The sequence below is a fragment of the Streptococcus sp. FSL W8-0197 genome (assembly GCF_037963785.1).
Taxonomy (GTDB): domain Bacteria; phylum Bacillota; class Bacilli; order Lactobacillales; family Streptococcaceae; genus Streptococcus; species Streptococcus oralis_CQ.
The window spans coordinates 1,579,453-1,602,051 of the sequence record NZ_CP150168.1 but is presented as its reverse complement, the minus strand read 5'-3'; the positions used below and the strand labels follow the sequence as shown (position 1 = coordinate 1,602,051).

Genomic DNA, 22,599 nt, shown 5'->3' with positions numbered 1-22,599 from the left:
AACATGATAAAATAATAGTCGTAGGGCGAATAAAATCGCTTTCAAACAAGAACAAAATTTTATAAGGAGATTTTTGCAAATGAACAATCAGGATATTGCAAAAAAGGTCATCGAAGCCCTTGGCGGACGTGAAAATGTCAACAGTGTAGCCCACTGTGCGACTCGTCTACGTGTCATGGTCAAAGATGAAGGGAAAATCAATAAGGAAGTGATTGAGAACTTGGATAAAGTTCAAGGAGCTTTCTTTAACTCAGGCCAATACCAAATCATCTTTGGTACTGGTACAGTAAACAAGATGTACGACGAAGTGGTTGCACTCGGTTTGCCAACATCTTCTAAAGAAGACATGAAAGCAGAAGCTGCTAAACAAGGAAACTGGTTCCAACGTGCTATCCGTACTTTCGGTGACGTTTTTGTACCACTTTTGCCAGCAATCGTTGCGACTGGTTTGTTTATGGGAATTCGTGGGGCTATTGTTCAAGATCAAGTTTTGGCTTTGTTTGGAACAACTGCAGAAGCCTTTAAAGCAACAAACTTCTATACTTATTCAGTTGTATTGACAGATACAGCCTTCGCCTTCTTCCCAGCCTTGATCTGTTGGTCAGCCTTTCGTGTATTCGGTGGAAATCCTTTGCTTGGTTTAGTCTTAGGATTGATGATGGTTAACTCATCCTTGCCAAATGCTTGGGCTGTTGCTTCAGGTGATGCTCAACCAATTATCTTCTTTGGCTTTATCAAAGTTGTCGGATATCAGAACTCAGTTTTACCTGCTTTCTTCGTCGGATTGACCGGTGCGAAACTTGAAAAGTGGCTCCGTAAGCGTATTCCAGATGTATTAGACTTACTCCTTGTACCATTCTTGACTTTCTTAGTAATGTCTATTTTGGCCTTGTTTGTCATTGGACCTGTATTCCATGAAGTTGAAAGCTACGTCAAAGTTGCTACTGTTTGGTTGCTCAGTCTCCCAATGGGTCTAGGTGGATTAATCCTTGGTGGTGTTCATCAGGTTATCGTCGTTACGGGTGTTCACCATATCTTCAATCTATTGGAGTCTAACCTAGTTACTTCTACAGGTTCAGATCCTCTTAATGCTATTATTACAGCAGCTATGACTGCTCAACTTGGAGCAACTCTTGCTGTTGGTGTGAAAACAAAGAATCCAAAAATTAAAGCTCTTGCCTTCCCAGCTGCACTTTCTGCTGGACTTGGTATCACTGAACCAGCTATTTTTGGTATCAATCTTCGCTATGGTAAACCATTTATCATGGGGCTTATCGCCGGTGCTGCTGGTGGTTGGTTAGCAAACATTCTAGGTTTGGCAGGTACTAGCTTTGGTATTACGATCATTCCTGGAACACTTCTCTACATCAATGGTCAACTTCTCCAGTATATCTTTATGGTCCTAGTAACAACTGCTCTTGGTTTCGGATTGACTTATGCTTTTGGTTACAAAGAAGAAACAGAAGTGGCAGAAGAGACAGTTTCTGAAGAAGCTACAGAGGCAAATGAAGAAATTTCAGTAGCTCCTCAAAATGAAACAATCCAAACTCCAATCGTTGGTGACGTAGTTGCTCTCGAGAATGTTAATGACCCAGTCTTTTCAAGTGGTGCAATGGGACAAGGGATTGCTGTAAAACCAAGCCAAGGTGTGGTTTACGCACCAGCTGATGCAGAAGTATCGATTGCCTTTGCTACAGGACATGCTTATGGTTTGAAGACAGCAAATGGAGCTGAGATCTTGATCCACGTTGGTATCGATACGGTGACTATGAACGGTGAAGGCTTTGAACAAAAGGTTGCTCAAGGCGACAAGGTTAAAGCTGGTGACGTTCTTGGAACCTTTGACTCAAACAAAATCGCTGCTGCAGGTCTTGACGACACAACAATGGTTATCGTAACCAACACAGCAGACTACGCTTCTGTGACACCAGTCGCAAGCGGTTCAGTTGTTAAGGGTGACGCTATCATCGAAGTGAAAGCCTAGTCTTCTTCGAAAATCAAATCTAAAAACAAAACGAACAAATATCATGTTTGTTCGTTTTTACTTGGATGGTAAGATTTACAGAGGAAAATCTAAAATATTGAGAAATCTAGCCCTTTAAAATGTGCTATAATAGAGAAAACAAAGATAAGAGGTTTATCATGACAAAATTATATGGAAGCTTAGAAGCGGGCGGTACAAAGTTTGTCTGTGCTGTCGGAGATGAAAATTTTAACGTTGTAGAAAAAACACAGTTTCCTACAACAACTCCTATCGAGACCATCGATAAAACCATCGAATTCTTTTCAAAATTCGATAATCTTGCAGGCCTTGCCATCGGTTCCTTCGGTCCCATTGATATCGATAAAAACTCAAAAACCTATGGCTTTATCACAACGACTCCAAAACCTCACTGGGCAAATGTAGACCTACTTGGTGCCCTTCGCCGCACCCTCAACGTACCCATGTATTTTACAACCGACGTAAACAGCTCTGCCTATGGTGAAGTAGTGGCTCGTAACAATGCTGGCGGCCGTATCGAAAACTTGGTTTACTACACAATCGGGACAGGTATCGGTGCAGGTGTTATCCAACGTGGTGAGTTTATCGGTGGTGTCGGTCACCCTGAAATGGGTCACTACTATGTAGCCAAACACCCAATGGATATTGAAAAAGAATTTAATGGCGTTTGTCCTTTCCACAAAGGCTGTTTGGAAGGCTTTGCGGCTGGTCCAAGTCTCGAAGCTCGTACAGGTGTTCGTGGTGAAAATATTGAACTCAATAACTCTGTCTGGGACGTCCAAGCCTACTATATCGCTCAAGCTGCGGTCAATGCTACAGTGACTTTCCGTCCAGATGTAATCGTCTTTGGTGGTGGGGTTATGGCACAGCAACACATGCTGGACCGTGTGCGTGAGAAATTTACAGCTCTTCTCAACGGCTACCTACCAGTACCAGACGTGCGTGACTACATCGTGACTCCAGCGGTCGCAGGCAATGGTTCCGCAACACTTGGAAATTTTGTCCTTGCTAAGAGTGTCGCAAAATAAAATAAACAAAACATCCGCTTGGGAAACCAAACGGATGTTTTGTTTGACGAAAATGTTTTTGAGCCTTTCCTTAAGTGATGACGGACGGTAGCGACTTTCTTCGAAATTCCATACCTAAACTTTGAGACATTAGGCTCAAAGTTTCCGAACACCTGAAACCATTAGATTTCAGGTGTTTTTATCACGGCGGAAAGGCTAGGTAAGTCCTCACTTCACTATCGAAAAGTTGGCATGATTTCCATACCAAAGTATATTTAGTATCATGCTATTTTCTATTCTCAAAACATCTGCCAGAAGAAATCAATGATATAAGTCAAACCATAAGTATAAACCACTAGGGTAAAGGGCTTGGTCAAAATGATGATAATCATATAGCGCTTGAAGGTCATCTTGGTCAGGGCTGCCAGCATGCAGAGAAAGTCAGCTGGGCTAACTGGCCAGATCATCATAAAGATAAAGAACCGCTCGAAACGATTGCCCTTATCTAGCCAACCGATGTACTTGTCATAGGTGCGCTTGCTGACGACGGACTGGACAAAGGCAGCTCCATAGAGACGCACGAGGTAAAAGATAATGGCACAGCCAATCACGATGCCGATATAGTTATAGATAGTCCCGATGATGTGGCCGTAAATAAAGACCCCAGCCACTGAGGTCAAAGCTCCCGGAATGATCGGAACGACGGTTTGTAGGATCTGTAAAAAGATAAAGAGTGGTGGCCCCCAAACTCCAGCTTGCTGGATAAAGGCTGATAAGGTTTCCTTGGACTGTAAGACTCCTGCCTGATAGGCCCAAATACAGAAAATCAAGGTGCCGACTCCCCCAACGATAGATGAAATATTGATGACTTGCTGCAGAAGGGGAGAAACAGCTTTCATTTGCTTATCCTGTGACATGTAAACTCCTCATAGATAGTATGATTCTACTATACCATATTTTGTGGAGAAAAACTATCTGGATTATCTGGCTGGAGAAATAAGTGTGGTAAAATGAGAATAAGAAAATGACGGTATAGAATGAGGGGGTATCATGTTAGGTTTAAACTTTAAAGGAAGCTGGCGCCAATATCAAAAACAGGTCTTGGATCGTTTTCAGGACTATCAAGCAGACGGTCATGTTCATCTAGTGGCTGCTCCAGGGTCTGGAAAGACAACCATTGGTATCGAGCTAATCGCTCGTTTTGGCAACCCAGCCCTCATCTTAGTTCCGACTGTCACCATTCGTGAACAATGGGTAGATAGGATTCAAACTGCTTTTCTAGAGGAGGGTCAGAGGCTTTCAGACCTCGTTTCCCAAAACTTAAAGGAGATGAAGGCATTAACGATTGTGACCTATCAGGCTTTTCATAGTGCCATGAACCAATTACAATCACAAGAAGATGGAGAAGAAGAGGATTTTGTGGGGTTTGATTTGCTTGCGAATCTAAGAGCTCAGAATGTTACTACTTTCTGCTTGGACGAATGCCACCACCTGCGCAATGAATGGTGGAAAAGTCTGGAAGTTTTTCGCAAGCAATATGAACAGCTACAAGTCATCTCACTGACAGCAACCCCACCTTATGACAGCGAGCCTGAACTCTGGGAACGCTATATCCGTATGTGTGGGGAAATTGACCAAGAAATCACAGTTCCAGAACTAGTCAAGCAAGATACTCTTTGCCCTCATCAGGACTTTGTCTATATCTGTTTTCCGACTAAGGAAGAGAACAAGCGCCTGGAAGAGTTTGAAGACACCAAGTGGCAGTATGTCAGCCAACTAGTCGTTGATCCTGACTTCCAAGAGCTGATTCGGAGTTCCAAGGTCCTCAAAGGGGAAATTTCTGCGGATATGCTCCTTGAAGATCCTAAGTATCTCTCAGCGCTCCTCATTTATCTACAAGCTCAAAAACAGGAAATTCCCAAGCATCTACAAGATTTACTAGGAGCTGAAGGCTTGCCTGCCCTCAATTATTATTGGCTAGAAGTTCTCTTGCAAGGCCTTCTATATCAGATTCCTGACTGGTATGAGAATCCGCAGGAGACAAAGAAAAAGATAGAAGCAGAACTGAAATCAAGAGGATTGATTGAAAAACGTCAGGTTTTCTTAGTCAAATCCAAGGCCAATGACCAAATTCTCAACCAATCTCTAGGAAAACTAGCTGGGATTGCATCAATCTTTGAGACCGAGTATGCTAGTTTAGGAAAGGACTTGAGACAGTTAGTCTTGGCGGACTATATCCGTAAGGATTTTGCGAGTTATCTGGGAGATGACCAAGCACCAATCACGCAATTAGGAGTCCTCCCTTACTTTGAAACCATTCGCAGAAGTGCACAAAAGCAAGGCTTGTCTGTCCCGATAGCAGTCCTTTCTGGTAGTGTCGTGATCATACCTGCCAGTGTCAAGGCAGAACTTGAAGCACTCATCCCAAACACTAGTTTAAGCTTCTCTGCCATCGGGAAACTCGACCAAGGGGCATATCTCCAAGTAGGATTTCCATCCAGCTCTAAGGGAATGGTCGTAGCAGTAACTGAGCTTTTCCAACGAGGTTCTATCCAGGTCTTGGTCGGAACCAAGTCTCTCTTGGGAGAAGGATGGGATGCCCCCTGTGTCAACTCTCTCATCCTAGGAAGTTTTGTCGGAAGCTTTATGCTCAGCAATCAGATGCGGGGCCGTGCCATCCGTATCTGGCCAGGACATCCAGATAAGACCAGTAATATCTGGCACCTAGTAGCCATCAAACCTTACAAAAATCCAGCCTTTTCAAAGGAAAACCAAGAGGAGGAACAAGACCTCAATCCCTATCAAGACCTACAAACCCTTGCCCGTCGTATGGACCACTTCCTTGGCTTGTCCTATAAGGAAGATACCATTGAAACAGGTCTGGATCGCTTGAACTTTCCTGAGTTCCCATTTAAGGAAAAGAACCTTGAAGACTATAACGACAAGATCAAGGAACTATCCAAAGATCGCGCCTCTCTTCGTAAAAAATGGCAGGACTCTCTCATCGTTGCTGATAAGATTGAGATTGTCAATGAAGTTGCGACCGACAGCAAACGAATCCCTCTGCTTGCCCTAGCGGATGCTGAAAAGTGGCTTCGCTATGCTCTGATGATATTTGCCATTAGTCTCCTAGCTTATGTCGTTCGACTAACCTTCTTTGCCTTACCATGGTTGACAGCTCTTTGTTTCCTTTTCCTAGTCATTACATTCTTTCGATATTACAGCTACAAGAGTCCTTATAAACGGCTGCGTCTGATCGGTGAAGCCATTCGCAAGGTCATGGTGACTGCAGGGCATTTGTCTGATAACCAGTCGCGCGTGCAGGTCGAGGAGGACAAGGAAAGCTTTAACGTCTTTGCCTATCTAAAAGGTGGCAGTATGCGAGACAAGGAACTCTTTTCCAAGGTCTTAGGAGAATTCTTTGCCCCTGTGGACAATCAACGCTATCTATTAGTAGCTAAAAAAGCACCAGCAGGTCAGTCCAAGTATTTTGTAGTTCCTAGCCTCTTCGAAAAACGCAAGGAAGATGCCCAGCTCTTCCTAGATGCCGTCGCACCACATTTGGGCAACTACCAACTCGTCTACACCCGCAACGAAGCAGGTCGAAAAATCCTGCTCGAAGCCCGACTCAAATCTCTAGCCAACAAAAACGACCGCATCATTACCAAGAAAAAGGTTAAAAGTGTGTTGAAGTAGAAGGAAGTGAGCGTTTTCTGTCTGGGATATGATATAATAATAGATAATTAAGAATTCGACAAATTGGAGAGATAGTCTGAAAGATATTGTTAGTAAAAATAGACAGTTCTGACTAGCAAAAGGAAGTTTTTATGGCAAAGAGAAAAGATTTTTCTGAACTAACCAGGGTACAAATCCCAGCAGCCAAAAGCACTTCTGTATTAGTTTTAGTACCGTAGATGATTTTTCTTCATTTTGTGAATCTGTGGAGGAAGTGAAGTTGAGGCGAGACAGCTTCATACAAATATTGTCAGTGCCGATCATCGCATGAAGGAAATTGCCGTTCTCCAGACGCATATCACGAATTACCTCAAGACCAAGGAAGTGTATGCCGGCTATCGTAAGCCTTGCTATTCTAAGAAGTATTATACGGAACACGCCGATGATATTGAACTCTGTAAGAAATCGAAAAAGGTATTTGACGAGCTTTTGCCATCGGATGATTCCGGTAAAACAGCCGGCACACACAAAAAGAAATTGTCGTCTTTGAAAGAGCTTCGGGCGGAGTACGCTCAACTGCTATGCGAGAAAAAGGCAGCATACCCAGAATACTATAAAGCAAAATCGGAATATCGCGATCTGCTGACTTATCAGGCAAACCTTGTCGGTCTGTTTGGTATAGAAAATGTGAGAGCAGAACAGCAGAAGGAGCGTTAGCATTAAGAAAAATAAGCGCTGGAACAGTGCGCCGCCGAAGATGCAATCTTCGTTTAATGGGGTTTGAGGTTATGCCTCAACAAGCAGAAAACATAGGAATCCGCGAAAGCGGGTTCCTTTTGTTTTTGTGCCTTTGTATATATAAAGGTATTGCTTGCCAAAGAAAGAAAAGATGCTGTAATTTCCCTTTCGACAACATTGACTCTCATTGACAAAACGCCTAATTTGTGCTAAAATAATGCAGTAGTTATGTACATTCAGAGCCAAGGAGACGATGAATATGACATTTGCAGAAAATATTAAACAGACGAGGCAACGCCTATTCTACTCACAAGAGGCATTTGCAAAAGAAATTAATGTGAATTTAACAACGGTAAGCCGTTGGGAGACAGGAAAAAGCAAACCCAATATGTCTACCATGCGACAAATAAAAGAATTTTGTACCAAATATAATGCTGACTACGAACCGCTTGAGAGTAGTTGGCTTGCTTTTGAGCAAGAGAAATAAAGAAGGAATAGGAGAATTGTTATGCCAAGTAGAATCCCTGGCGAGGGCAAGTACAATTTTATAGATTTGTTTGCAGGAGCTGGTGGGCTGTCTGAAGGATTTATTCAAGCAGGTTTCAATCCTATTGCTCATGTAGAAATGAATCCGTTTGCGGCTCAAACACTGGTCACAAGAAGTTCGTATTATTATCTAAAGCAAGCTAAGCAGTTGGACATTTATTATCAATACTTGCGTGGAGAGATGACACAAGAAGAGTTTTTGCAGAAGATTCCTAATCGTATTAAGAAAACCGTGATATGCGAGACAATGTCAGATACCACTCTCCCTGACATTTTTAAGACAATAGACGGAATTATGAAAATTCGAAACATTCAAAGTGTGGATGTGATAATTGGTGGGCCTCCTTGCCAAGCCTATTCTCTTGTTGGACGCGCACAGAGTAGTCACATGAATCATCCTATGTCCGAAGATCCAAGAAACGAGCTATATAAACTGTACGCGAGAGTTTTGAAGCGCTATCAACCCAGAATGTTTGTTTTTGAAAATGTAATGGGTATCTCATCGGCAAATGAGGGAGCAACCTTTAAGAATTTGACAAAGTATCTTCGCAGAGTTGGCTATGAGATTGAGTGGCGTGAACAAAATTCTAAGCATTTCGGGGTTTTGCAGAATCGTCGTCGAATGATAATTATTGGTTGGCTAAAAAACAGCGGTATGGCATATCCGGATTTTTTGAAAAAGGAAAGCTCGTTTACTGTGAACGATTTACTGGCCGATCTTCCAAAATTGAAGCCAGGTCTTGGAGCATCCGAATATAGAACTAAAACATGGAGCAAGTGTGTATCTGATACAGAAGTTAGGACAGTGGATGATGTTCTCACGCTTCATAAGAGCCGTCCTAATAAAGACCGTGATATTGAAATATACAAACGGGCAATAGATCTATGGAACGATGGACACAAGCGCCTTAATTACAATGACTTGCCTGAAGAATTAAAAACGCACAAGAATAGACATTCCTTTGTAGATCGCTTTAAGGTTGTTGAGGGTGATGAGTCCTGTTGTCACACTGTGCTTGCACATCTTTCAAAGGATGGACACTATTTTATTCATCCAGATATAGAACAGCACCGTTCCATTACCGTGCGTGAAGCTGCTCGTATCCAATCATTCCCTGATAGTTATTTTTTTGAAGGCCCAAGAACAGCGCAATTTGTTCAAGTCGGTAATGCCGTTCCTCCACTTATGGCAAAAGGGATAGCGTTGGGGATAGCTGAACAATTGGAACACAGATAGGGGTGATGATGATGGAGGGCAACTTACTTTTAGAACAATACGGAAAATTCAAAAAAGCGGAATTGGAGGAATCTCCGTTTCGATGCTTGTTGAACACGAAAATTGAGATCAATCCCCATCAGATCAATGCGTTTTGTGCTGCAATTCAAGCTCTAAAAACAGGCGGTATTGTCCTTGCTGACGAAGTTGGTCTTGGTAAAACTATAGAAGCAGGTCTTACACTAAAGTATGTTTTGGACTCGGGAGCAAAGCGGGTTTTAATTGCACTTCCGGCAACCCTCCGCAAACAATGGGAAGTTGAACTTGAAGAGAAATTTAGTCTCAAGGCAACAATATTAGATCGTCTTACGGTGGAGAGTAATTTGAACTTTTGGAAGCCTTACTTGGAAAATAGAGATAAGGTCAGAATTGTAATTACTTCTTATGACTATTCTTCAAAATTGATGCAGCGATTTCCTAATGTGAAGTGGGATTTCATTATCATTGATGAGGCTCATAACCTACGCAATGTATTTCACGGAACGAAAAGAGCAAAACGACTGTATGAGCTTTCAAAAGGCATTCCCAAAATATTACTTACAGCTACGCCGTTGCAGAACTCGCTCTCTGATCTTCATGGACTGATTTCGTTCATTGATCCTCGGATTTTTGGCAGCGAGAAGGTCTTTAACAAAAGATTTATTGAGGGGCAAGATTATACAGAATTAAAAAGAGAACTTATCCCGGTTCTATACCGAACACTTCGACGGGATGTTGAAAAATATATGGACTTCAAAAGGAGGGAATGTAGAACGATTGACTTCGCACTTTCTCCTGATGAAGTTGAACTATACATGAGAGTGAATAACTTCCTGAAAAGGGATGTGCTATATTCGATTCCTGACGCAAATAAGGGACTTATAGTGTTGGTTATCCGTAAGTTGCTTGCCTCATCGAGCTATGCTCTGATTGAAACTTTTGAGGTGTTAAAGAACAGACTTCATAAGTTATATGAGGGTACAAAGTCAGCAAATGCCCAAGATGGGTTTGCTCTATTCTGGGATTTTGTAGAGGATGAAATTGACGAATCCGCTTTTGAGGAAATTGATGATGAGGACACGCTGTTTCAGAAACAGCAGATCCAGGCGGAAATGGACGAGGTTGATGCAATCATCGAGATAGAAAGCCGTATTCAAAGCAACGCAAAGATTAAAGCTTTGAAAACTGCGATTCATACGGCTTTTGAATATCAAGGAAAGCAGAATATTCCTCAAAAGGTTGTTGTATTCACGGAATCAAAGCGAACTCAAAAGTACATTGCCGCTGAGTTGCGCAAAGACGGATTCGAGGAAGATGATATTCTGTTGTTTAATGGCGACTTTAATGACGATATGACAAAAGAAATATACCGTGCATGGCAGGTAAAAAATTTTGGTAAGACGAACTATGGCCGTAGTGTTGAGTATAAACACGCCATTGTCGATTACTTCAAAGAACACTCCAAAATTCTTATCGTAACAGATGCCGGTTCGGAAGGTTTGAACTTACAGTTTTGCAACACTGTTATAAACTACGACCTCCCTTGGAACCCGCAGAAAATTGAGCAAAGAATTGGTCGTTGCCATCGTTATGGGCAAAAATATGATGTTGTAGCTATCAACCTGTTGAACACAGGCAACGAAGCAGATCGCCGTGTTTACGAAATTCTGTCCAAAAAGTTTGAACTGTTTGATGGCGTATTTGGAACCTCCGATATTGCTCTTGGTGCATTAGAATCGGGAACAAGTTTTGAAAAAACAATTCTTGATATTTATCAGCATTGTGGAACAAGGGCAGAATTCAAAAAAGCATTTGATAGATTGGATAGACAGCTTGATGCAAAGCGCAACAAGAAAGCTGTTCAACTCCGTTCTATTTTGATGACAGAAAGCGATGAAGCGAAGGGCGCCGCTTTGGAAAAGACAAAGAACGATATTGATCGGTATTTACAACAAGTCGATTTTTGGTCTCAGGTGGCAGAACCTGATGTGGAAGGAAACCTGAGCTACTGGAAAATTGATAACTGGGGTGAAAAAACTTTCGGTTCACATGGGACTTTGTTTGTCGGTGCATTTTGTAAGTCTAACAATGAGATGCTTTTCCCAGTTCTCCTTCTTTGCGATGACCAAGGACGATATATCGACTTTACGGAAGATGATATTGTTCAGGCACTTGAGACCGTGGATGACGATGATGTAAGATACTTCAATCCTACTAACGAAGAGATGGATTCATACAGGAACATTTATGACACACTGGTTCAAGAAATGTTATCTAAGTATCAGGCGGCATCTAAGCCGGTAATGGACTATAACAAACGCAAGGTGGAAAACTGGGCTGACATTCAAAGAGAACAGTTGAATATCCAGATTGCGGAGATGAATGCAGAAATTGCTGAGTTGTCTGCCGAAGCAACCGCTGCAAAGGATTTTTTGGAGAAGGTTGATATTCGCAAAAAAGTTGATGAAAAGAAGAAACAACTTCAGAAGGTTCAAACAGCATTCCATCAGAAAGTCGCTTCCATCCAGGAAGAGTCCGAAAGGGAAATTACTGAGTTCAACCAGCAATTTGATATACAGCCGATTTTGCTTGTCAATGTCGTGCTAAAGTTCTAACAGATAAGGAGACACAGGAATGGAACACAAGGGAAAACTGGAACTGACCTGGGTCGGGAAATATGATGATAAAGTAATCGAACCTCGTATTTTGATGGAGGATCGAGAGAAATCATATGGAGACCCTCGAAGTGAAAATATGCTGATTCATGGAGATAACTTAGTAGCGCTACAAGCACTTCAGCAGGATTTCTACGGCTCTATAAAGTGTATTTACATTGACCCTCCGTATAACACTGGCAGTGCATTTGAACACTATGATGATAACTTGGAACATAGTATATGGCTTAGCTTAATGCGAAAGAGACTTATTCTTCTTAGAGAATTGCTTAGCGAAGAAGGTACAATATGGATTCAGATTGATGATGAAGAACAGGCATATTTGAAGGTGCTTTGCGACGAAGTTTTTGGACGAGGAAATTTTGTGAATATGATTTCTGTCAACATGAAAAACATTGCAGGTGTTTCAGGTGGTGGAGAGGACAAGCGTCTGAAGAAGAACTGCGAGTACATTCTCATCTATGCAAAGGATTATTCTTTATTGCCCCTTTTTAATGGCCCCTATGTTTACACAGAAATATCCGACTTGGTACAGCAATATGCGGAAGAAGGAAAAAGCTGGAAGTACACTTCTGTTTTAGTCGAACCAGGTGAAAAGGAATATTACGGCTCAACTGTTGACGGCGATGGAAACGAGATTAAAGTATATTTACGGAAAAATCCTGTAATGATGTCCATAAAACAGGTTGCAACAAGAGATGGTATTACTGAAAAAGAAGCCTATCAGAAATATGGTATTTCTATCTTCCAGACCACAAATGCGCAGAGTTCTATTCGCTCAAGGGTCATGGAGTATAGAACCGAAAATAGCATAGCTGAGGACTTGATTTCGATAGAATATGTTCCGCGGACAGGAAAAAACCGTGGAACTCTATATGAGCAGTTTTATAAAGGCGATAAATGCAGATTATTTGTTTGGCTGAAGGATACATCCGAAGTGATTGATGGTGAGTTGTTCAAGAAAGACCTCCAAGGGACTTATTGGGATATGAATGCATGGATGAAAAATTTAACTAAAGAAGGTTCTGTTGAATTTGGCAATGGGAAAAAACCTGAACAGTTAATTCGGCAGATTTTTGAAATGACGACCGAACCAGGAGATTGGGTCTTGGATTCTTTCTTGGGTTCCGGAACAACAGCGGCTGTTGCTACTAAAATGGGTCGAAAATGGATTGGTATTGAACTTGGCAATCATGCCTACACTCATTGCAAGGTGCGCCTTGATCGGATTGTAAATGGTGAAGATGCTGGTGGTATCACAAAAGCAGTAAACTGGGAAGGAGGAAGTGGCTATCACTTCTATGAGCTTGCGCCAAGCCTGCTAATTAAGAACGAGCGTTTGCCGATTTATCAGATTAACCCAAAGTACACATTTGAAATGTTGTGCGAAGCAATTTGCAAGATTGAAGGATTCAAATATAAGCGTGATGGTGTGTATCACGGACATTCGTCGGAAAAACGATTCATTCATATTACGAAGGAATTTGTGAATGGCGAATATATTCGCTCTATTGCAACGACCCTCGGTGAGAATCAGTCGCTGTTAATATATAGCACAAAGGTGCAGTCTGATTTGAGATTGCCGGATAACATTGAGGTAAAGCGTATTCCGAAAGATTTATTGGACAAGTGTACATTTGAAAGTGAGGTGCGATAAATGGCTGATATTGTAACAAAAATTGGATACGCCATGAGTTTACGCAAACCTCAACAGGAAGCGCTTTCCTATCTGGATGCAATCAGTACTCACTGTGATTATAAAAAGGATAGTAAGGCAGTTATTGAAGCAGTGGCAACGGAACATTGTGAGAAACAGTGTAAAATCAAGGTTGATGATAAGTTTGATTTTCCATCTTTCTGTTATGCCATGGCAACGGGTATTGGTAAGACTCGTCTGATGGGAGCTTGTATATATTACCTCTACAAGACTAAGGGGTATCGTCACTTCTTCATTCTAGCACCAGGAAATACAATCTACGAAAAACTGCGGAAAGAATCGAACCCCAATCACCCGAAGTATATTTTTAAGGGATTAGAGACGGAGATGGGGCGTCCAAAGGTTTATGATGGCGAGAATTATGATTCTTATCCTGTTAGATATGAGCAGATGAGTCTTCAGTTTGAAAAAGGCTCTGAGATTGAACTGTTCATCTTCAACATCGGAAAGATTTTCAATAGCAAAACGGACTCCCAGTTTAATTTTCATAAATTCAAAGAAACTCTTGGTATGTCATTTGCTGAGGTACTGTCCAGTTTTGATGACCTAGTAATTTGCATGGATGAAGCACACCGTTACTATGCGCCTGCTTCCATGAAGGCAATAAACTTCTTAAAGCCGGTGCTTGGGTTGGAGTTTACTGCGACACCTAAGTCAACCAATAATGTAATCTACGCTTATGATCTTGCCAGAGGAGCCGTAGAGGGTTATCTGAAAACACCTGTGGTGATGGGAAGATCGAACATGGCGGGTTATAGTGCTGAGGACATCGAGGAGATGAAAATCCGTGACGGATTAACACTTCACGAACATCGTAAAGGTGTCATTCGCCAGTTCTGTGATGATAATGCATTACCGTATGTAAAACCCATCGTTTTGATTGCTTGTCGCGACACAAACCATGCTAAAGAAGTCCGAGCTTTGATTGATAGTGATAACTTCTTGAAAGGCAAATATAAGGGGAAAGTAATCGAGATTCATTCCAATATGAAAGGTGATGAATCAGAGGAAAATATTCGACTGCTGCTTTCGATTGAAAACGCACAAAATCCTGTCGAGATTGTCCTTCATGTCTATAAGTTGAAAGAAGGTTGGGATGTCAACAACCTATTTACCATCATTCCTTTGAATGCGGCAAAGAGTGATATCTTGGCAATGCAAACTATTGGTAGAGGACTTCGTCTACCTTTTGGACAGGCTACCAGTAATGAGGATATTGATACCTTGGATATTGTTGCCCATGATCATTACCGGGAGTTGGTTGATGAAATAAAAAACAGTGATATTTTCAAATATCGTGATTTGGACAAAACTGTGGTTGAACCTTTGGACACCGTAGACATCAGCAGTCCTGTTGATGAAGGCCAGCTTAATATTTTTGATTTTGCTGTAACCGATACAGGTGTAAAATCATTTGCCGAAATCAGCACCAATACCCAAACACAACAGGACCTGTATGCAGCTTATCTGAGGGCTTTTGGAGCTACGAAGAAAAAAGAAGCAGATTCTTCCGGAAATGTGCAGATGACATTGGATCTGCTTTTCGATGTGGGGACTGGTGAACCTGATAAGAAGAATGACAGAACACCGGAAACATTGGAGACAACGGAGACAACCACAACCACCAGTAAAGGAAAGAAGTCACTTTCAAAGGATGAGTTTATTCAGAAAATCAAAGAATACTCTGGCAAAGCAATCTCTGTTCCGAAAATCTTGGTTCAGACGACATCTGAAGTGAAATTCAAGTGGTTTGCAGTCAAGAGAACAATACCGGATTTTGAGGTTGCTATGGCAAAAATCGAAAGATTTGATGCTATAAATCAGCAGCTTCTGACTGCCGTTGACGCGCAGATTCTGGAGATTGATGATGCTCTGAATACACTGGCTTGTATGCTTCTTGACTCGATTAGCGAACTGTCCTATGAAGATGCGGATTTTATCATTGATGTGGTAGAGCAGTATCTTGCTCAGATTGAAGGTGATGAAGAGGATAAACGGAAAATCGTTCGTCGTTATGCGTCTTTGATTGTATCTGATATTAGAAAACAGATTTTTGAACATACTGAACGCAAGACGGAGGACATCCATATTGTTCAGAAAGACTTGATTCTGTTCCGCAAGTTTGTCAAGAATGTTAAAAAGGATGGTCGTGTTCATTTTGACAAGCCGTTTACAGATAAGTCGAACATAAAGAAATACTTGTTCACAGGTTACAAAAAAGCCTACTATACCGAAAATTCTTTTGATAGCGACACCGAACGCTTGTTTTCTATCATTCTTGAAGAAGATCAAGATGTAATCCGCTGGATTAAACCACCGCTGAATCAGTTGGGGCTTTTCTGGCAAGCTGGTCAACAGTACAATCCTGATTTCTTAGTAGAAACGACGAGCGGTAAATTTATGGTAGAGGTAAAGGCTTCTAACGAAGTGACGGCAGATGATGTGGTTGCGAAAGCTCGCGAAGGAATCAAATGGTGCCACTTTGCATCTACGGTTGATCCAGACCATAAAGTGTGGGAGTATCGTTTGATTTCTGATGACAACATTAAGCTTGGTAACACCTGCAAGTACACTTTAGGTACAGCTCATAAGATCGAGGAGGGATAAACTATGCCGGATAGATTTAAGTATTCAGAAGTGCGGCAAGAGATTATCAACGCACTTAGAACTGATTTGATGGGGCCTCAGTCCGAGAATGAGATATTGGATGAAAACCCAAAAAGCTCATATATTATCGGAATGCTTGCTTCCCAGATCGAAGAAAGAGAATATTCCACTGCTGGAGAGCAAGAGGTGGATTCTGACATTGCGTATGGGGATTCTGAGGATTATACCGCCGGAGAGGATGATGATAATGAACCCATAATGACCACCAGCTTCAAGTTACCAACTTCAATCGGTATAAGCTTCTATATTGCTTCATCTACGAAAGCAATCAATATTGATGTAAAATGGGGCGACTATGTTCGTTCGGTTGAGAAGCGGGTTGGAAAAGATGGCAAGGAGTTTAACCATGCCAGTTATATCCGACAGCCAATGGTATCCACAATCGTTGTTGATTTCGATTCGTTTGAAAAAAACACAGAAATTCGTCTTCAGGAAGATTCCAATGTCATCGTCCATATCTCCAAGATTCCTTTGAAAACGGGATATTCCTTGGTAACTGCGTATGTCATGAATAGGCGAAAAAAATCCGAAAACGAAGTTGAATCAATGATGTTCCAAGTTGAACTTAAAGCATACTCGGAAAATGGAGATAGAGTATTTTTTGCGGAAAATATTTGCCGGAAAGTACTTGCAGAAGATGAGTTCTATTTTGAACAGCGTCCCATTTTAGGCCGTGGCAGAAACTGTGCAGCAACATGGGATGATGCAGTAGAAGGAAGAACCTCTTGGGTGAAATCGGATTTTATCCCAGAATATGAGTTTCCTGGCGTAAGTGCTGCTTTGAAGGGCTTCGATAAGTTCTTTTTCTCAATGCGATTCATGTCCAATCCAAAAAACAAGGCAGGTATCTTTGAGAGATTAAATGTCTTAGCTGATTCTTATGGAAAATGGATTCAGGAAAAACTAATTTCGGATGATAAAATGTCCAATGCTGATTTCAAAGATAAAATCGGCGATAAAGTAATTTCCCATTGTAGTGAAGCATTGGATAGAATCCGTGAAGGCATTGCATTGATTACAAATGATGAATTTGCTTTTGATGCATTTTGTTTTATGAACCGTTCCATGTTACTTCAGAGAAATATCATGAGCTATTCTAAAAAGCATGGTGCTGGAATAGAATGCAACTTTAGAGATTTTGTAGACCCAAGAAAGCCTGATACGGATTTTGGCTGGAGACCATTCCAGATTGCGTTCATACTAATGAATTTGAGTGGAATTGTTAATCCAGAACATAAAGACCGAGATGTAGTCGATCTGCTGTATTTCCCAACCGGTGGTGGTAAAACTGAAGCATATTTGGGCTTGATGGCGTTTGTAATTGCTAATCGAAGATTGCGCGCCTCTGATGTATCTGAGTATAACGCTGATGGTGGAGTAACCGCAATGCTCCGCTATACGCTGCGTCTTTTGACAACACAGCAGAGAGATCGAATTATGAAAATGGTTGTTGCCGCTGAACTTATTCGTCAAAAAACATATCCTAAGTATGGAAAGGAACCTATTAGTATTGGTTTCTGGGTCGGTGGTGGCGTAACACCTAACAAATTTGATGAACTGGTAGAAAAAGCTGATAAGCCGGGCGAAGCAAAAAGAAAACGCAATCTGCTTTATAAGCAGCTGTTGACTTGCCCGTTTTGCGGAAAATCTCTTACGGAAGATGAGTTTTATATTGACTATGACAGAAAATCTGTTGCTATTTATTGCGCAGATAGAAATTGTATGTTCTATAAGTACAAACAGGATCGCATTCAGATTCCAGTGTATCTTGTTGATGAGGAAATCTATGCTAAATGTCCGACTATTATTTTGTCTACCGTTGATAAATTTGCCCGCCTTCCTTGGGATGTTAAGACAAATGCGTTGTTTGGAAGAGTTGATAGGGTTTGCAGCCGTGATGGGTATGTTGCCATTGGTAAAGAACATAAACGACATAATAGGACGCAAGAGCTTCCCACTTCAACATTAACTCCGATTCGACCGTTTCTTCCGCCTGAGCTAATCATTCAAGATGAGCTTCATTTGATCACTGGGCCTCTTGGGACGGTTTATGGTGCATACGAAACTATTATTGAGGATATGTGTACTTATGGCGATAAGAAGATTAAACCGAAGTATGTGGTCTCAACTGCCACCATTAAAAACGCATCGGAGCAGACAAGGTGCCTTTATGCACGAAAATCAACTGCACAGTTTCCTCCTAACGGTTTTGAAATCGGTGACAGTTTCTTCATCAATGAAATATCCACTAAAGATGACCCATTCCGAAAGTATGTTGGAGTATGTGCGCCAGGTCAATCCGTAAAGACTACACTGTTAAGAATGTATGCAATCATTCTTCAGACTTCTTATCAACTTGCTCAGAAGGATGAATACAAGGATGTGATTGATCCGTATTATTCCTTGGTGGGATATTACAACAGTATTCGAGAACTTGGCGGTGCAGTACGCTTGTTACAAGACGACATTCCTAAACGAATCTATCGTATTAAAACGAAATACAATATGGATAAGGTTCGTTATCTAAACAAGAAGGTTGAGATAACTTCCAGAATGTCTTCCTATGAGATTCCAAATAAATTAAGACAGTTGGAAGCAACCTGTGATTCAAAGGATTGTCTTGACACAGCCGTTGCAACCAATATGATAGCAGTCGGCATGGATGTTGACCGTCTTGGGCTAATGGTCGTAACCGGACAGCCAAAGCAAAATTCTGAATATATTCAAGCAACAAGCCGAATTGGTCGTGCTTTCCCAGGACTTATCTTTACGCTTTATAACCCATATCGTCCTCGTGATTTGTCGCATTATGAGAATTTTGTAGGCTATCATTCGCAGCTATATAGGTTTGTTGAAGGTACAACAGCAACTCCGTTCTCTGCAAGAGCAAGAGACCGCGTAATGCACGCTCTAATAATTTCTGCAATTCGGTTAAAATATCCGGAAATGGCATCTAATGAGGGTGCTGCTAAAATTGCTACTCTTTCCGATATACAAATGTCCGAGATAAAGACTTTAATTCTTGACCGGCTTAATATAGTTAAACCAGAAGTAAGACTGGATGCAAAGAATGAAATTGACCAGTTTATTGATTGGTGGAAGATGCTGGCAGCACAAGGCAAAGATTTGCGGTACTATGTTTATGGAACTGATAAATATAACCGTCGCCTTATGAATTATTATGGACAGTCATGTAAGGATACTGAGAAGGCTACACTAAGCTCTATGCGTGAAGTGGAAAACGCGGCAAATATGTTCTATTACACGGAGGAGTAAGATGGCAGGATACGATAACAATAAATTGGGTGAATTGCGCCCTAACCAAATTATTACAACATTCGGCCCAGGTGCGATTGTTGATGCTGTTAAGGATTCGGTAACGGTACTTGATATTAACTATTGGAAAGAAAAGGGCAAGAAAATTATAGACGGAAGGTTGGCTTCTTATCTTGGCGTTGAGTGCTTTTATATGCCTCGAACTTCATATTCTGGTGATGTGCCGGTAATTTCTTTCCCTTCCAATCATGTGTGTTCAAATTTGAAGTGTGGTCGGCTTTTCGATGCACGGGACAACTTTGATTTGGAAAGGTATTTGAGGTTTGGAGTTACTTGCCCGGATTGCCACAAGCCTGCATATCCGTCTCGATTTATTACTATTTGCGAAAATGGACACATGGATGATTTTCCGTGGATTTGGTGGGTTCATCACGGCACGACCAACTGCAAAGGAAAGTTAAAAATGTACTCGACAGGAAATACTTCGACACTTGCGGATATGTGGGGCGAGTGTGAACTGTGTGGTGCGAAAAGAAGCATGAGCGGAGCTACGCAAGAAGATCACTTTAGCGAATTGCGCTGTTCAGGTCATCATCCTTTCCGTCCGAGATCAAGAAATGAAAGATGCGATAAAAAGGTAATACCATCACAGAGAGGTGCATCAAATGTCTATTTCTCTGTAAGTAGGAGTGCTATTTCTATTCCTCCGTGGGTTAATCCTTTGTACAATTTAGTCGATGAACATCTTCATGATATTGAACTTTTGAAAGATGCAATGGAAGATGATGGTGTAACTTTCGCATATAACAAGTATTTTGCTGAAAATCATACTCGCACAGAGTTTGATGAAGCACTAACTCGTAGATTGAGTAATATAACAGAGTTCAAAGAAATTAAGCAGATGGAGTATGATGCTATCACTCATCATAATGATCCCGCCTATGCATCTAATAAAAAACATTTCAAAGCAGAGGAGGACAGTTTGCCAGCATATCTAAAGCCCTATTTTAGTAGGGTTATCAGAATCACTCGTCTTCGTGAAGTGAAAGTATTACTTGGATTTACTCGCGTAGATGCACCTGATCCGGATGCAGACGTCCAGGCTAATGTCGTTTATCTTAATAAAGGAAAGAGTGAAAAATGGTTGCCGGCGGCTGAGGTCAATGGTGAAGGTGTTTTCATCGAGTTTAATAAAGAGACATTAGAGAAGTGGCTTGGTATTCCGTCAGTAAAGGAACTTTTTCAGAGATATGAAGAGTGCTATGAGGAGTTCTGCAATGCTAAAGGTTGGACATTAAATGTAAAGAGAAATGCAACCTATGTGTTAATGCATACTTTCGCACATTTGTTAATTAAGCAAATGTCGATGGCATCTGGATATTCATCTTCGGCAATACGAGAAAGAATCTACTATAGTGAAAAAATGACTGGTATTCTTCTGTATACAGGAAGCGAAGATAAGGAAGGCTCATTAGGAGGTTTAGTAGAGCTTGGTAACATTGGGAAATTAGTTCCTTTAATGAAAGATGCATTCCAAGAGGCACTTCTCTGCACTAATGATCCAGAATGTATGAGCAATACTCCGGCTGGAAATAACCTTAACGGAGCGGCCTGCCATTCCTGCTGTATGATTTCTGAAACAGCCTGTGAAAATGGAAACCGTATGCTTGATCGTGGCTTGGTAGTCCCCGTTGCAAGTCGCGAACGAGAGTCGTATTTCAGAGAGTTGGTGTGTGCGCTATGTCAACTGGAAATGTGAATTTAGACATTTTACTTGGTCAAATTGAAGCAGACAGAATCGGGGATACAAAACAATCCATTCCACAAATAATGAAACGATACCCTTCCTTGTCTCAGAAACAAGCAGAAGAGATTTATCAATTAGTTACAGCGGCCTCTGCCGAAGAAAATGCTGTAACTGCTTCATTAGTAACTACGGTACCTCCGTCTTTTTCTGTAAGAGCAAAATCAACAAAGAATACTGTTGAGGGGATGATCCGGGAAGCAAAACGAAGTGTTTTGATTACAGGATACTCGCTGTCCGGATACTTTACTGACCTTGTTGATATCCTTATTGATAAAAGCCAAAAGGGAGTTTATGTGAAATTCTTTGTGAATAACATTGAGAACCAAAAAGGTTTTGACAAACTTTGCCGGTACAAGGGAAGATTTTTGCATATTTACAATTTCAAGGGAAGTAATGATTCAATGGCCGCTTTACACGCAAAGGTGATTTCAGTTGATGAGCAACACACACTAATTACATCGGCAAACTTAACCTATCATGGGCAAGAAGGGAATATTGAGCTTGGTACACTTGTGGATTCAAAAGAAATTGCTAAGCAAGTTGATGATATTTTTACTCATCTGGTTTTCACTAAGGTTGTGAAGGAAATATAGCAACCAGTTTCAGATGAGGATACCGCCGCACAGGTATTTCAATACTTGAGCGGCGGTATTATATTTTGGTGGAAACTTTCGTACGTCAGATGATAATATTCAAAATCAGCTACATTTAACAGATCACAGAAACGTATGGGCTCCTATTCTGACACCTCCAGATGTTGATTATGAGTATTATCAAGATTTAGTTAGTTCAAATGTACAATATATTATTGCTGAACAAATAAATTCTCCTGTATTTAGTAGAGGGTTGGCAATTAAGAAAATAAAAGAAATACATAGAGAAATTATTCTTGAAATTTCTAAAAAAGATAAATCAGTTAATAATAATATTGAACAACACGTGATTAAATGGTGAATATGACTAATAAAATTGTTGAATATAAAGACTTGATTGCTTTTCATCCAGGTCAATATCTTGGAGAATTTATTGAAGACTTTGAGATGACCAAGAAAGAATTTGCGGAACGTTTAGGGATTTCTGAAATGAAACTCGGTAAATTAGTGAATGGTGAGGAATCAATTAGTAATGATATTGCTGAGAATTTAGCTAAACTCACTAATATTTCGATGCAAACTTGGCTCAACCTTCAAAATTCTTATGATGTAAAAATGGCAGAGTTTCTAGAGCAATCATG

Annotated in this window: 13 protein-coding genes and 1 pseudogene; 13 read left to right on the top strand and 1 reads right to left on the bottom strand. The window is 41.0% G+C overall.

Annotated features, from left to right (window positions below; translation table 11 throughout):
* Positions 1-79: 79 nt before the first annotated feature.
* Both NYE79_RS07990 and scrK read left to right on the top strand, forming a co-directional pair.
* A complete protein-coding gene (locus tag NYE79_RS07990; RefSeq protein WP_049519319.1) occupies positions 80-1,984 on the top strand; it encodes a sucrose-specific PTS transporter subunit IIBC in 1,905 nt (634 codons plus the stop codon).
* 158 nt (positions 1,985-2,142) lie between these two features.
* The gene (gene scrK / locus NYE79_RS07985) at positions 2,143-3,030 is read left to right on the top strand and encodes a fructokinase ScrK (RefSeq protein ID WP_049519317.1); all 888 of its coding nucleotides are present in this window, start codon (positions 2,143-2,145) and stop codon (positions 3,028-3,030) included.
* A gap of 278 nt (positions 3,031-3,308) precedes the next feature.
* Here the strand turns inward: scrK and NYE79_RS07980 are convergent, their stop codons facing one another.
* Positions 3,309-3,926: a TVP38/TMEM64 family protein gene (locus tag NYE79_RS07980; RefSeq protein ID WP_000076176.1), complete on the bottom strand. Its 618-nt coding sequence runs from the start codon at positions 3,924-3,926 to the stop codon at positions 3,309-3,311.
* Between the two features lie 133 nt (positions 3,927-4,059).
* Here NYE79_RS07980 and NYE79_RS07975 point away from each other — a divergent pair, with 133 nt between their 5' ends.
* From NYE79_RS07975 to NYE79_RS07925, 11 genes and pseudogenes are all read left to right on the top strand, one after another.
* Positions 4,060-6,705, top strand: a complete 2,646-nt coding sequence (locus NYE79_RS07975) for a DEAD/DEAH box helicase family protein (RefSeq protein ID WP_339293674.1) — start codon at positions 4,060-4,062, stop codon at positions 6,703-6,705.
* 306 nt (positions 6,706-7,011) lie between these two features.
* Complete coding sequence (locus NYE79_RS07970; RefSeq protein ID WP_200370331.1) at positions 7,012-7,401, top strand: hypothetical protein; 390 nt, start codon at positions 7,012-7,014, stop codon at positions 7,399-7,401.
* A gap of 280 nt (positions 7,402-7,681) precedes the next feature.
* Positions 7,682-7,909 (top strand): helix-turn-helix transcriptional regulator, encoded by a 228-nt coding sequence (locus NYE79_RS07965; protein ID WP_200370330.1) that lies wholly within the window; start codon positions 7,682-7,684, stop codon positions 7,907-7,909.
* A gap of 21 nt (positions 7,910-7,930) precedes the next feature.
* The gene (locus tag NYE79_RS07960) at positions 7,931-9,205 is read left to right on the top strand and encodes a DNA cytosine methyltransferase (protein ID WP_339293673.1); all 1,275 of its coding nucleotides are present in this window, start codon (positions 7,931-7,933) and stop codon (positions 9,203-9,205) included.
* Between the two features lie 8 nt (positions 9,206-9,213).
* On the top strand, positions 9,214-11,838 hold the full coding sequence (drmD, locus tag NYE79_RS07955) for a DISARM system SNF2-like helicase DrmD (protein WP_339293672.1): 2,625 nt from the start codon (positions 9,214-9,216) through the stop codon (positions 11,836-11,838).
* Positions 11,839-11,857: 19 nt separating this feature from the next.
* Positions 11,858-13,555 carry a site-specific DNA-methyltransferase gene (locus tag NYE79_RS07950; RefSeq protein WP_233848234.1) on the top strand — a complete coding sequence of 566 codons (1,698 nt, stop codon included), beginning with the start codon at positions 11,858-11,860 and terminating at the stop codon, positions 13,553-13,555.
* Between the two features lie 33 nt (positions 13,556-13,588).
* Positions 13,589-16,222 carry a DEAD/DEAH box helicase family protein gene (locus NYE79_RS07945; protein ID WP_339293671.1) on the top strand — a complete coding sequence of 878 codons (2,634 nt, stop codon included), beginning with the start codon at positions 13,589-13,591 and terminating at the stop codon, positions 16,220-16,222.
* 3 nt (positions 16,223-16,225) lie between these two features.
* Positions 16,226-19,558 carry a DISARM system helicase DrmA gene (gene drmA / locus NYE79_RS07940; protein ID WP_204107780.1) on the top strand — a complete coding sequence of 1,111 codons (3,333 nt, stop codon included), beginning with the start codon at positions 16,226-16,228 and terminating at the stop codon, positions 19,556-19,558.
* A 1-nt stretch (position 19,559) separates the two neighbouring features.
* On the top strand, positions 19,560-21,317 hold the full coding sequence (locus NYE79_RS07935; protein ID WP_200370318.1) for a DUF1998 domain-containing protein: 1,758 nt from the start codon (positions 19,560-19,562) through the stop codon (positions 21,315-21,317).
* Positions 21,299-21,958: a phospholipase D-like domain-containing protein gene (locus NYE79_RS07930; protein ID WP_200370316.1), complete on the top strand. Its 660-nt coding sequence runs from the start codon at positions 21,299-21,301 to the stop codon at positions 21,956-21,958. Before NYE79_RS07935 ends, NYE79_RS07930 begins: the two co-directional genes overlap by 19 nt.
* Positions 21,959-22,321: 363 nt before the next feature.
* Positions 22,322-22,594 (top strand): annotated as a pseudogene (locus NYE79_RS07925) (HigA family addiction module antitoxin); the annotation flags it as partial.
* Positions 22,595-22,599: the final 5 nt, after the last annotated feature.

What these genes read in the sequence shown, in the direction of transcription:
- NYE79_RS07975 (WP_339293674.1), top strand. Translation starts at nt 4,060, where the DNA reads ATGTTAGGTTTAAACTTTAAAGGAAGCTGGCGCCAATATCAAAAACAG.
- NYE79_RS07930 (WP_200370316.1), top strand. Translation starts at nt 21,299, where the DNA reads ATGTCAACTGGAAATGTGAATTTAGACATTTTACTTGGTCAAATTGAA.
- NYE79_RS07980 (WP_000076176.1), bottom strand. Translation starts at nt 3,926, where the DNA reads ATGTCACAGGATAAGCAAATGAAAGCTGTTTCTCCCCTTCTGCAGCAA.
- NYE79_RS07990 (WP_049519319.1), top strand. Translation starts at nt 80, where the DNA reads ATGAACAATCAGGATATTGCAAAAAAGGTCATCGAAGCCCTTGGCGGA.
- drmD (WP_339293672.1), top strand. Translation starts at nt 9,214, where the DNA reads ATGATGGAGGGCAACTTACTTTTAGAACAATACGGAAAATTCAAAAAA.
- NYE79_RS07960 (WP_339293673.1), top strand. Translation starts at nt 7,931, where the DNA reads ATGCCAAGTAGAATCCCTGGCGAGGGCAAGTACAATTTTATAGATTTG.
- NYE79_RS07945 (WP_339293671.1), top strand. Translation starts at nt 13,589, where the DNA reads ATGAGTTTACGCAAACCTCAACAGGAAGCGCTTTCCTATCTGGATGCA.
- drmA (WP_204107780.1), top strand. Translation starts at nt 16,226, where the DNA reads ATGCCGGATAGATTTAAGTATTCAGAAGTGCGGCAAGAGATTATCAAC.
- NYE79_RS07950 (WP_233848234.1), top strand. Translation starts at nt 11,858, where the DNA reads ATGGAACACAAGGGAAAACTGGAACTGACCTGGGTCGGGAAATATGAT.
- NYE79_RS07965 (WP_200370330.1), top strand. Translation starts at nt 7,682, where the DNA reads ATGACATTTGCAGAAAATATTAAACAGACGAGGCAACGCCTATTCTAC.
- NYE79_RS07970 (WP_200370331.1), top strand. Translation starts at nt 7,012, where the DNA reads ATGAAGGAAATTGCCGTTCTCCAGACGCATATCACGAATTACCTCAAG.
- NYE79_RS07935 (WP_200370318.1), top strand. Translation starts at nt 19,560, where the DNA reads ATGGCAGGATACGATAACAATAAATTGGGTGAATTGCGCCCTAACCAA.
- scrK (WP_049519317.1), top strand. Translation starts at nt 2,143, where the DNA reads ATGACAAAATTATATGGAAGCTTAGAAGCGGGCGGTACAAAGTTTGTC.